The following is an 11,869-nucleotide window of genomic DNA, read 5'->3' on the forward strand; positions in this document are numbered from 1 at the left end:
GGGCCGCCGCGGTCCGGCCGGAGCGGGGCGCGTGCCGCTCCACGGCCGGACCGTACGGCGCGATGTCCGGGGTCAGTCGAGCCCCGGCATCACCTCGGCCGCGATCAACTCCAGCTGGTCCAGGTCGTCGAGGTCGAGGATCTGGAGATACATCCGCCGCGAACCGACCGCCTGGTACTGGGCGATCCGCTCGACCACCTCGGCGGGAGAACCCGCGAGGCCGTTCGCCTTCAGTTCGTCGACGTCACGGCCGATGGCGTCCGCGCGCCGCTTCACCTCGCTGTCGGTGCGGCCGACACAGGCCACGAGGGCGTTGGAGTAGACGAGTTCGTCGGCCTTGCGTCCGGCCTGCTGCACCGCCGCCCGCACCCGGCCGAACTGCTGCTCCGAGTCCGCGACGGAGGCGAACGGGATGTTGAACTCGTCGGCGTAGCGAGCCGCCAGAGCCGGGGTGCGCTTGGCTCCGTGGCCGCCGATCAGCACGGGTACCTTCGACTGCGCGGGCTTGGGCAGCGCGGGCGAGTCCTTCAACTGGTAGTACGTGCCGTCGAAGCTGAACCGTTCGCCGACGGGCGTGCCCCACAGCCCGGTGACGACCGCGAGTTGCTCCTCCAGCCGGCCGAACTTCTCCTTGGGGAAGGGAATTCCGTAGGCCGCGTGCTCGGCCTCGTACCAGCCGGCCCCCAGTCCGAGTTCCACACGGCCGCCCGACATCTGGTCGACCTGCGCGACCTGGATGGCGAGAACGCCGGGAAGGCGGAAGGTGCCCGCGGTCATCAGCGTGCCGAGACGGATGGTGCTCGTCTCGCGGGCGATGCCGGCCAGGGTGATCCAGGCGTCCGTGGGGCCGGGGAGGCCGTCGGCGGAGCCCATGTGCAGATAGTGGTCGGAGCGGAAGAAGGCGCCGTAGTGAAGGTCTTCGGCGGCCTTGGCCACGCGAAGCAGCGTGTCGTAGGTCGCGCCCTGCTGCGGTTCTGTGAAGACTCGAAGATCCATGTATCCATCATGCACCGGTCACATCAGGCGTCCCGTGCCGAACCGCTGTCCCCACCGTCCCGATCATCTCGCCCCGAGCTGGGCCCTCGATCTCCCGGTCCCCCGATCGCTCTGTTGCCGAAGCGGCAACATCGCTCGCGACGGCGGGGGCGTTCCACCAGGATCGGAGGCGATCTTGGCGCAGCATCCGTACCCGGTGCGCACCACCGGGCGCCGCAGCCGTACCAGCCGGACCGAGGCCCGTGGAGGACCCATGCCGCAGCAGACTCCGGACGTCACGCACCGGGTGGTCCCCGGCCCCGCGGGCAGGATCCACCTCGTCGAGCAGGGTGAGGGGCCGCTGGTCCTTCTCGTGCACGGATTCCCGGAGTTCTGGTACTCGTGGCGCCACCAACTGCCGGTCCTGGCCGCGGCCGGCTACCGGGCGGTCGCCGTCGACGTCCGCGGTTACGGCCGTTCGTCCCGGCCGGAGGCGGTCGAGGCGTACCGGATGCCCGACCTGGTCGAGGACAACGTGGCCGTCGTGCGGGCGCTGGGCGAACAGCACGCGGTGATCGTCGGACACGACTGGGGAGCGAACATCGCGGCCGGCTCCGCGCTGCTGCGCCCCGACGTGTTCCGGGCCGTGGGGCTGCTCAGCGTCCCGTACGCGCCGCGGGGCGGCCCGCGACCCTCCGAGATCTTCGCGGGCATGGGCGGTGAGGAGGAGTTCCACGTCTCCCGCTTCCAGCGTCCAGGCCGCGCGGAGGCCGAGATCGAGCCGGACGTACGCGGCTGGCTCGCGGGCTTCTACGCCGCCCTGTCCGGCGACACGATGCCCGGGGCCGGCGCGCCCGACCCGCACTTCGCCGCACCCGGCGGCACGCTCCGTGACCGCTTCCCGGCCGACGCCCGCCCCGCTTGGCTCGGCACGGAGGAACTCGACGTCTACGCGGCCGAGTTCGAACGCACCGGCCTGACCGGGGCGCTCAACCGCTACCGCAACATGGACCGGGACTGGGAGGACCTCGCCGATCACGACGGCGCCCCGATCACCCAGCCCTCACTGTTCATCGGCGGCGCCCTCGACGCCTCCACCACATGGATGTCCGACGCCATCGAGGCCTTCCCCGTCACGCTGCCGGGCCTCGTCTCCTCGCACGTCCTCGACGGCTGCGGCCACTGGATCCAGCAGGAGCGCCCCGAGGAGACGAGCCGGCTGCTGGCCGAGTGGCTCGGCGCGATCGGTCGAGTCACCCCGTAGCGGCGGGGGCCCCACGGGGGCTACCGCTGCTCGGCGAGCTGCGGGTAGAGGGCGCTGAGGTCGCCCGAGAGGCCCGCCTTGACCTGGCGGGTCACCGCGTCGGCGAGGACCTCGTGGGCGTCCGCCTCGATGCCGTCGAGAGCTTCCGTCGCGACGCTGTGCGCGGAGACCTTGGGCACGTCGAGGCCCGTCGTCAGGTCGGTGTCGACGTAGCCGACGTGCAGCCCGGTGACCTTGATCCCCCGCGGCTGGAGTTCCAGTCGCAGCGCGTTGCTCTGCGACCACAGGGCGGCCTTGGAGGCGCTGTAGCCACCCGAGCCGGGGACCGTCAGCCAGGACAGCACCGAGTGGACGGTCAGGATGTGTCCGCCGCCGTTGCGCTCCAGGACCGGGACGAACGCCCGGGTGGTGAGCAGGGGGCCGTAGAAGTTGATGTCGAACTCGCGTCGCACGTCCTCGACGGGGGAGTCGAGGAACGACGTCCGTCCCGATCCGCCCGCGTTGTTGATCAGGATCGTGACGTCCTGGGCCCGCTCGGCGGCGGCCGCGACCGACGCGGGGTCGGTGACCTCCAGCGCCAGCGGCACCGCGTCGGGGTGGGAGACCGTCTTCGGGTCGCGGGCGGTCGCGTACACCTTGGCGGCGCCCCGCTCGTAGAGGGACTCCACGAGCGCCTTGCCGATGCCGCGGCTGCCGCCGGTCACGAGTGCCACGGAACCTTCGATGCTGGTCATGAGCTTTCCCCTTTCGGAAACCGATCGGTTTCCTTCGTCTCCGGGAACTGTAAACCGATCGGTTTCCGAAAGGCAACCGGAGAACGTAGGCTGTCCGCATGACACAGGCGACACCGACCGGGGCCTCCGCGGCCGCTGCCTCCCCGACCGCTGCCTCCACGACGCGGGACCGACTGCTGGACGCCGCGGCCGGGCTCTTCTACCGCGAGGGGGTCGGCATCGGCGTCGAGGCGCTGTGCCGCGAGGCCGGGGTCTCCAAGCGCTCGATGTACCAGCTGTTCGGCAGCAAGGACGAGGTGCTGGCGGCGAGCCTCGAACGCATCGCGCCCGCCCACCAGGCGTTCCTGGTGCCCGCCGCCGACGACCGGCCGGCGCGGGCGCGCATCCTGCACGTCTTCGAGCGCCTGGAGGAGCTCGCCGCCCGCCCGGACTTCCGCGGCTGCCCCTTCGTGTCCGTCACCGCCGAGCTGAAGGCCCCGGACCACCCCGCGAGCCTGGTGGCCCGCCGCTGCAAGGACACCCTGACCGCGTTCTTCGCGGAGGAGGCGGAGCGCGCCGGCGCCGACGACCCCGCACTGCTCGCCCGGCAGCTGACCGTCACCTTCGACGGATCCGGGGTCCGCGCCGTCATGCAGGGCCGGGGGCTCGACGGCCTCGCCGTCACGACGGCCCGCACCCTCCTCGACGCCGCGGGCGTCGACGACGCGTAGGAGGCCGTGCCGAGATCGTCCGGCACCTCCGTCCGACCCCCGTCACCCACCCCGGCGGCACGAAAAACCCCGAGCCCACCTGGGACGTCGGCGGTACGTTGTGGGGGCGCGCCGAGACCAGGCGTCGCCCCCGCGGCCGACCGCGGCGCGGTGTGGCCACAGGCCGCCGGGCCGGAGGGGAGGCCGCGGCGGCGACCCCGAGGCACGCTCGCCCATCGCTGCGACCGGGCGGCGCCGGAAGAGGCGCGCACCCGTGTGCGCCGAACCGCCGATCCGTGTGGGTTTCCGCAGCTCAGAAGACGTTTCGAGGCAGACGACAGTGTTCCTGACGATCAGTACCACCGGTACCCCAGAGCGCCCAGCGACCGATCTCGGCTTTCTGCTGCACAAGCATCCCGACAAGGCGCAGACGTTCTCGACGTCCTACGGCACGGCCCACGTCCTCTACCCCGAGGCGACCGCCGAGCGGTACACGGCCGCGCTGCTCCTGGAGGTCGACGCGGTGGCCCTGGTCCGGCGCGGCAAGGGCAAGGGACGCGGCGGCGCACCCGACGCCGCCCTCGCGCAGTACGTCAACGACCGCCCGTACGCCGCCTCCTCGCTGCTCGCCGTCGCGCTGAGCGCCGTCTTCTCCAGCGCGATGAAGGGCCAGTGCGCCGCCCGGCCCGAACTGCCCGCGGAGGCCCGGCCGCTGCGCGTCGAGGTGCCCGCACTGCCCGCACGCGGCGGCGCCGACCTCGTCCGCGCACTCTTCGAACCGCTCGGCTGGACCGTGTCGGCCGAGGCCGTTCCGCTGGACGAACAGTTCCCGGAGTGGGGCGAGTCCCGCTACGTACGGCTGGAGTTGGAGGCGCGGGGGCTGACGGTCGCCGAGGCGCTGCGCCACCTCTACGTCCTGCTCCCGGTCCTCGACGACGCCAAGCACTACTGGGTGGCGTCCGACGAGGTCGACAAGCTGCTGCGCGCGGGCGAGGGCTGGCTGCCCGAGCACCCGGAGCAGAAGCTGATCACCAGCCGCTACCTGTCCCGGCGTTGGTCGCTGACCCGGGAGGCCATGGAGAGGCTCGAACTCGTCCGCCTCGCCGAGACCGACGACACCGACGTCGCGGAGATCGACAACGCGGTCGACGAGGAGACCGACACCGAGGAGAAGCCGGTGCCGCTCGCCGTGCTGCGCCGGGACGCGATCCTCGCCGCGCTGCACGCGTCCGGCGCGAGCCGCGTCCTCGACCTCGGCTGCGGGCAGGGCCAGTTGGTGCACGCACTGCTCAAGGACACCCGGTTCACCGAGATCGTCGGCGTCGACGTGTCGATGCGGGCGCTCACCATCGCCGCGCGCCGGCTCAAGCTGGACCGCATGGGCGAGCGGCAGGCCGCCCGCGTCCAGCTCGTCCAGGGCTCGCTCGCCTACACCGACCGCCGGCTCAAGGGGTACGACGCCGCCGTGCTCAGCGAGGTCATCGAGCACCTCGACCTGCCCCGGCTGCCCGCCCTGGAGTACGCGGTGTTCGGTTCGGCGCGCCCCCGGACCGTGCTGGTGACCACCCCGAACGTCGAGTACAACGTCCGCTGGGAGACCCTCCCCGCCGGACACAGCCGGCACGGTGACCACCGCTTCGAGTGGACCCGCGAGGAGTTTCGCGCCTGGGCCCGCGCGGTCGCCGAACGGCACGGCTACACCGTGGAGTTCACACCCGTCGGCCTCGACGACCTCGAGGTCGGCCCACCGACCCAGATGGCCGTCTTCACCCTGACCACAGCCACCCCGACCGCGAAGAAGGAGGAGAAGGCGGCATGAGCGACGAGACCTACCAGGGGCGCGTCCTGCCCGTCACCGACCTCTCCCTCGTGGTGCTGGTCGGCGCGTCGGGCTCCGGCAAGTCCACCTTCGCCCGGCGTCACTTCAAGCCGACGGAGGTCATCTCCAGCGACTTCTGCCGCGGCCTGGTCGCCGACGACGAGAACGACCAGAGCGCCAGCGGCGACGCCTTCGACGTCCTGCGCTACATCGCGGGCAAGCGCCTCGCGGCCGGCCGCCGGACCGTCGTCGACGCGACCAGCGTCCAGCAGGACAGCCGCCGCCAGCTGATCGAACTCGCCCGCGAGCACGACGTGCTGCCCATCGCCATCGTCCTCGACGTGCCCGAGGAGGTGTGCGCCGAACGCAACGCGGCGCGTACCGACCGCGCCGAGATGCCCCGCCGCGTCATCCAGCGTCACATCCGCGAACTCCGCCGCTCTTTGCGGCAGTTGGAGCGCGAGGGTTTCCGCAAGGTGCACGTCCTGCGCGGCGTCGCCGATGTGGAGAACGCCTCGGTGGTGACCGAGAAGCGGTTCAACGACCTGACCCACCTCACCGGCCCCTTCGACATCGTCGGCGACATCCACGGCTGCGCCTCCGAGCTGGAGACCCTGCTCGGCAAGCTCGGCTACGTCGACGGCGTGCACCCCGAGGGCCGTACCGCCGTCTTCGTCGGCGACCTCGTCGACCGCGGACCCGACACCCCCGGCGTGCTGCGCCGCGTGATGTCCATGGTCGGGTCGGGCGACGCCCTGTGCGTGCCCGGCAACCACGAGAACAAGCTCGGCCGGTACCTCAAGGGCCGCAAGGTCCAGCACACGCACGGACTCGCCGAGAGCATCGAGCAGTTGGACGCGCAGAGCGACGAGTTCCGCACCTCCGTGAGGGAGTTCGTCGACGGGCTCGTCAGCCACTACGTCCTCGACGGCGGCCGCCTCGTGGTCTGCCACGCCGGTCTGCCCGAGAAGTACCACGGCCGCACGTCGGGTCGGGTGCGCTCGCACGCGCTGTACGGCGACACCACCGGCGAGACCGACGAGTTCGGCCTGCCGGTGCGCTACCCGTGGGCCGAGGACTACCGGGGCCGCGCCGCCGTGGTCTACGGCCACACCCCCGTTCCCGCGGCGACCTGGCTCAACAACACCATCTGCCTCGACACCGGTGCCGTCTTCGGCGGCAAGCTGACCGCGCTGCGCTGGCCGGAGCGCGAACTCGTCGACGTACCGGCCGAGCAGGTCTGGTACGAACCGGCCAAGCCGCTCGCCACCGAGGCGCCGGGCGGTCACGAGGGCAGGCCGCTGGACCTCGCGGACGTGTACGGCCGCCGGGCCGTCGAGACCCGGCACGCCGGCCGGGTGGCCGTCCGTGAGGAGAACGCGGCCGCGGCCCTGGAGGTCATGAGCCGCTTCGCCGTGGACCCGCGGCTGCTCCCGTACCTGCCGCCGACCATGGCCCCCACCGCGACCTCGCACGTCGAGGGCTACCTGGAGCACCCCGCCGAGGCCTTCGCCCAGTACCAGGAGGACGGGGTCGACCGGGTCGTGTGCGAGGAGAAGCACATGGGGTCGAGGGCGGTGGCCCTGGTCTGCCGGGACGCGGACGCGGCGCGCGAGCGGTTCGGCGTGGACGGTCCCACCGGGTCCCTGTACACCCGCACCGGCCGGCCCTTCTTCGACGACGCCGCCGTCACCGAGGAGATCCTCGGCCGGGTGCGCGCCGCCGCGACCGAGGCCGGACTCTGGGAGGAGCTCGACACCGACTGGGTGCTGCTCGACGCCGAGTTGATGCCGTGGTCGCTGAAGGCGTCCGGGCTGCTGCGCAACCAGTACGCGGCTGTCGGCGCCGCGTCCGGAGCGGTGTTCCCGGGTGCGCTGTCCGCACTCGAAGGGGCCGCCGCCCGGGGCATCGACGTCGCGGACCTGCTGGCGCGTCAGCGCGAACGAGCCGTGGATGCGGGCGCGTTCACGGAGGCGTACCGGCGTTACTGCTGGACCACGGACGGCCTCGACGGCGTCCGCCTCGCGCCGTTCCAGATCCTGGCCGTCCGGGGACGGAGCCTCGCCGCGCTGCCGCACGACGGGCAACTTGCCCTGATCGACCGGCTCGTGGAGCACGACGGCAGTGGTCTGCTGCAGACCACCCGGCGGCTCTTCGTCGACACCGGTGACCCGGAGTCGGTGCGGGCCGGCGTCGACTGGTGGCTGGAGATGACCGGGCGCGGCGGCGAGGGCATGGTCGTGAAGCCGGCCGGCGCACTGGTGCGGAGCGAGAAGGGGCGCCTGGTGCAGCCCGGCATCAAGTGCCGGGGCCGCGAGTACCTGCGGATCATCTACGGCCCGGAGTACACCCGCCCGGAGAACCTCACCCGTCTGCGCGGCCGCTTCCTCAACCACAAGCGGTCCCTGGCCCTGCGCGAGTACGCCCTCGGCCTGGAGGCACTGGACCGCCTGGCCGAGGGAGAACCCCTCTGGCGCGTCCACGAGGCGGTCTTCGCCACGCTGGCCCTGGAATCCGAACCGGTGGACCCCCGCCTGTAGCGGGTACCCCTCCTCGCCCACCCCCACGGGGCCGGCGCCCCGGCTGCCGGCCGGTGGGGGCCGACCGCGCAGTTCCCCGCGCCCCTGAACAGGCCGCCGGCAGTCGCCGACCGGCGGGCCGGTGGGGGTTGCTCGCGCAGTTCCCCGCGCCCCCAGGCGGCCTCCGGCCGCCCCGGGCGCCGCCGACGGCGGCCCCAGGAGCGCGGGGAACTGCGCCCAGCGCTCCCGCCTGCGGTCAGTCGGCCGTGGGCCTGGGCGGTCTGCTGGAGCGGGGCGCGCCTGCGATGCGGGTGGCTGTCCAGGGGCGCGGGGAACTGCGCGGTCGGCCCCCACCGGCGGGTAGCCGGAAACGGCGGCGCCTCCGCCGAGGGGCCAAGGGGCCCGGCGTGGTCCGGCGAAGGCGGGGCGGAGAGGGCCGCCGGGCCCGATCAGCCGACCAGCCGAAGCCGAACCCCCGCCACCCCCACCCGCACGGTCTGACCCCACGTCAGTTCCACCGCGTCCCCCTCCATCCCGTCCCCGAACACGATGAGCCGGTCCGACTCGACGGTGAGACACAGCCGGCCGGCGGCGCTCAGCTCACCGGCCACCAGCGACGTACCGGTGGCCGGCGAGGGCCACGCCTCGCGGACGAACCACAGCAGACGCGGGTCGGTCGGGCCGGGCAGCGCCGGGCCCCCGCCCCGCTCCTGCCACACCGACCGGAGCCACCCGCTCGCACCGGTCCCGGTCCCCACCAGCACCCCGCTGGAGGCCTGGGGCTCGACGGCACCCCCGTACTCGTCGAGCCCCAGCCGATACCGGGCCGTCTGATGGCCCGCGGCTCCCAGGTAGATCTCGTTGAGGGCGACCAGCCGCTGCGTGTCGTCGGCGACCGCCTCGACCATGGTCAGTTCGTCCGCCGCCCCCGTGAACGCGGAGCCGAGCAGCGCCTTCGCGTCCCCGGGACGGTGCCGCACCAGCACGCCCGGATTGCGCCCCGGGTCGGCGTCGATCCCCACGACCGGCTGGCCCGCCAGGTACTTGGCCACGTTCGCGACGAGCCCGTCCTGCCCGACGACGACCACGACGTCCTCCGGCGCGAACAGGAACCGGTCCAGATCGGCCCGCTCCACCCGGGCCTGACGCCAGGTCAGCGGCACGGCGGCGACCACCTCGGCGAGCGCCGCACGGGCCCGCCGGTGCCGTTCGGCGACCTCCGTGATGTCCCGGCCGCGCGAGGACAGGAAGAACGCGGCCTGCCCGTGCGTACCGTGTCGGGCCACCAACTCCTCGTACTCGCTGGTGCGATGGACGAGGACGACCCGGGGCGCGAGGCTCACGCCTGCTCTCCGCCGGCTCCGTTGCCCAGCTTGGCGAGCAGCCCGGTCAGCACGTCGGGCGACACCGTGACGCTCTCGATCCGCGGCAGATTCTCCGCGAGCCGGGTCCCGGTGAGGGCGTGCAGCGTGGCGAGGTCCGCGTCACCGTGCACCCGCAGCCAGGCCGCCTGCGCCTCGGCCCGGGCCGCGCCGACCTCGCGCTCCGCCTGCGCCTCGGCCCCCGCCAGGCGCACCTTGCGGCTCGCCTCCGCCTCGGCGAGCCGCAGCGACCGGGTGGCCTCCGCCTCGGCCAGCCGGACCGTGCGGGAGGCCTCCGCCCCGGCGCGCACGGCGTCCGCCGCCGCGTGCTCCTCGGCCTCGCGGCGCGCGTTCGTACCGCGCTGGTCGACCAACTGCTCCTCACGCCGGGCGAGTTCGATCTGGCTGGCGAGCTCGTTCTCGGCGATGGCGCGCTCCCGCTCGACGGCGACCGCCCGGCGTTCGTACGTCGCCTTGTCCGCGTCCTGCTGGATCTGCTCGCGTGCCGGGGTGCGCAGCGCGCGCTCCACCTCGGGCTCAGGGCGCAGCGCCACGACGCGCACGGCGACCACCTCGATGCCGGTCGCGGGCAGCCGGGGTTCGGCGGCGAGCCCGCCGGCGATCCGCTCCCGGACCGCCGCGACCCCGTCGACCAGCGCGGAGGCCAGTGACGTCCGGGCGAGGACGTCGAGCGCGTGCTGCTGTGCCGTCTCGGTCAGCAGCGAGCCCAGCTGTTCGAGCGGGGTGCCGCGCCAGGCGCCCGTGTCGGGGTCGATGGAGAAGTCGAGGCGGGCGGCCGCGAGGGAGGGGTCGCTGATCCGGTACGTGACGGTGGCCTGCACGGCGACGTCCTGGAAGTCGGACGTCCGCGCGTGGAAGGTCATCGCCAGCTCGCGGTCGTCGACCGGGACCTCGGAGAGGGCCGCGGTCAGCGAGCGGTACCAGAAGCTGAGGCCCGGGCCGTCGTGCACCAGCTGTCCCGACCGGTGGTGCCGGACGTGGGCGGTGGGCCCCCCGCGCAGATGGCGCCAGCCGAAGCGACGGGTGATGTCCGCCATGAGTACCCCCTCGGCGCCGGGCGTTCCCGGCGACCTCTCGTTCCCTGTTGTCGTCACTGAGACGATAAGCGGGGAACGCTCTTATCGTCAAGGGGACGAAATGAATGCGACGCGGCTCACGGCGATCCGCGGGTGAACGCGCGTCCGGATGGTCAGGATGGAGACATGGGATTCCATGTCGATTCCGAGGCCGGGCGGCTGCGCCGCGTCATCCTGCACAGGCCCGACCTCGAGCTCAAAAGGCTCACCCCCAGCAACAAGGACGCCCTCCTCTTCGACGACGTCCTGTGGGTGCGCCGGGCGCGCGCCGAGCACGACGGGTTCGCCGACGTGCTGCGCGACCGCGGGGTCGCCGTCCACCTCTTCGGGGACCTGCTGGCCGAGACTCTGGCGATCCCGGGGGCCCGGTCGCTCGTGCTGGACCGGGTCTTCGACGAGAAGGAGTACGGGCCGCTCGCCACCGACCACCTCCGGGCCGCCTTCGAGACCCTGCCCGCGCCGGAACTGGCCTCGGTCCTCGTCGGCGGCATGACCAAGCGGGAGTTCCTGGACGCGCATCCGGAGCCCACCTCCGTGCGCTTCCACGTCATGGATCTCGACGACTTCCTGCTCGGCCCGCTGCCGAACCACCTCTTCACCCGGGACACCTCCGCCTGGATATACGACGGGGTCTCCATCAACTCGATGCGCTGGCCGGCCCGGCAGCGCGAGACCGTGCACTTCGAGGCGATCTACCGGCACCACCCGCTCTTCCGCGACGAGGGCTTCAACCTCTGGTCGGAGGGGCAGGCCGACTACCCGTCCACGATCGAGGGCGGCGACGTCCTCGTCATCGGCAACGGCGCGGTGCTCATCGGCATGAGCGAGCGGACGACACCCCAGGCCGTCGAGATGCTCGCGCACAAACTGTTCGCGGCGGGTTCGGCGACCACCATCGTGGCGCTCGACATGCCGAAGCGGCGCGCGTTCATGCACCTCGACACCGTGATGACGATGGTCGGCGGCGACACCTTCACCCAGTACGCGGGCCTCGGCATGCTCCGCTCGTACACCATCGAGCCCGGGGTGGGGGAGAAGGAGCTGAAGGTCACCGACCACCCCCCGGAGCACATGCACCGCGCCATCGCCGCGGCGCTCGGCCTCGACGCGATCCGGGTCCTGACCGCCACCCAGGACGTCCACGCGGCCGAGCGGGAGCAGTGGGACGACGGCTGCAACGTCCTCGCCGTCGAGCCGGGCGTCGTGATCGCCTACGAACGCAACGCCACGACCAACACGCATCTGCGCAAGCAGGGCATCGAGGTGATCGAGATTCCCGGCAGCGAGCTGGGGCGGGGCAGGGGCGGCCCGCGCTGCATGAGCTGTCCCGTCGAGCGCGATCCCGTCTAGACCCGGTGTACGAGGACATCACCCTGTACGACGGGGACTTCGGGGCGATCGGGGCGCGGCT

General features: G+C 72.8%; 9 protein-coding genes. 5 read left to right on the plus strand and 4 right to left on the minus strand.

Annotated features, from left to right (window positions below; genetic code table 11):
* Nucleotides 1–72: 72 nt before the first annotated feature.
* Nucleotides 73–996, minus strand: coding sequence for an LLM class F420-dependent oxidoreductase (locus AB0C62_RS24255; RefSeq protein WP_362976353.1), 924 nt, complete (start codon nt 994–996; stop codon nt 73–75).
* A 253-nt stretch (nt 997–1,249) separates the two neighbouring features.
* On the opposite strand from AB0C62_RS24255, the gene AB0C62_RS24260 reads away from it, so the two are divergent.
* Nucleotides 1,250–2,239 (plus strand): alpha/beta hydrolase, encoded by a 990-nt coding sequence (locus tag AB0C62_RS24260; protein ID WP_362976355.1) that lies wholly within the window; start codon nt 1,250–1,252, stop codon nt 2,237–2,239.
* A gap of 20 nt (nt 2,240–2,259) precedes the next feature.
* Here the strand turns inward: AB0C62_RS24260 and AB0C62_RS24265 are convergent, their stop codons facing one another.
* A complete protein-coding gene (locus AB0C62_RS24265; protein ID WP_362976357.1) occupies nt 2,260–2,973 on the minus strand; it encodes an SDR family oxidoreductase in 714 nt (237 codons plus the stop codon).
* A 98-nt stretch (nt 2,974–3,071) separates the two neighbouring features.
* Between AB0C62_RS24265 and AB0C62_RS24270 the strand changes: the two genes are divergently transcribed.
* The 3 genes from AB0C62_RS24270 (at nt 3,072) to AB0C62_RS24280 (ending at nt 8,021) form a co-directional block, all read left to right on the plus strand.
* A complete protein-coding gene (locus AB0C62_RS24270) occupies nt 3,072–3,683 on the plus strand; it encodes a TetR/AcrR family transcriptional regulator (protein ID WP_362976359.1) in 612 nt (203 codons plus the stop codon).
* A gap of 319 nt (nt 3,684–4,002) precedes the next feature.
* Nucleotides 4,003–5,481, plus strand: coding sequence for a 3' terminal RNA ribose 2'-O-methyltransferase Hen1 (locus AB0C62_RS24275; RefSeq protein ID WP_362976361.1), 1,479 nt, complete (start codon nt 4,003–4,005; stop codon nt 5,479–5,481).
* Nucleotides 5,478–8,021 carry a polynucleotide kinase-phosphatase gene (locus tag AB0C62_RS24280; RefSeq protein ID WP_362976363.1) on the plus strand — a complete coding sequence of 848 codons (2,544 nt, stop codon included), beginning with the start codon at nt 5,478–5,480 and terminating at the stop codon, nt 8,019–8,021. Before AB0C62_RS24275 ends, AB0C62_RS24280 begins: the two co-directional genes overlap by 4 nt.
* A 428-nt stretch (nt 8,022–8,449) precedes the next feature.
* Here the strand turns inward: AB0C62_RS24280 and AB0C62_RS24285 are convergent, their stop codons facing one another.
* The gene (locus AB0C62_RS24285; RefSeq protein ID WP_362976365.1) at nt 8,450–9,343 is read right to left on the minus strand and encodes a hypothetical protein; all 894 of its coding nucleotides are present in this window, start codon (nt 9,341–9,343) and stop codon (nt 8,450–8,452) included.
* Nucleotides 9,340–10,419 carry an SPFH domain-containing protein gene (locus AB0C62_RS24290; protein WP_362976367.1) on the minus strand — a complete coding sequence of 360 codons (1,080 nt, stop codon included), beginning with the start codon at nt 10,417–10,419 and terminating at the stop codon, nt 9,340–9,342. The genes AB0C62_RS24285 and AB0C62_RS24290 overlap by 4 nt, the downstream gene beginning before the upstream one ends.
* A 165-nt stretch (nt 10,420–10,584) precedes the next feature.
* Between AB0C62_RS24290 and AB0C62_RS24295 the strand changes: the two genes are divergently transcribed.
* Nucleotides 10,585–11,808 (plus strand): arginine deiminase, encoded by a 1,224-nt coding sequence (locus tag AB0C62_RS24295; protein WP_362976369.1) that lies wholly within the window; start codon nt 10,585–10,587, stop codon nt 11,806–11,808.
* Nucleotides 11,809–11,869 lie beyond the last annotated feature (61 nt).

Origin of the sequence: Streptomyces sp. NPDC048643 (assembly GCF_040650615.1) — a bacterium.
In the GTDB taxonomy this organism is placed as follows: Bacteria; Actinomycetota; Actinomycetes; order Streptomycetales; family Streptomycetaceae; genus Streptomyces.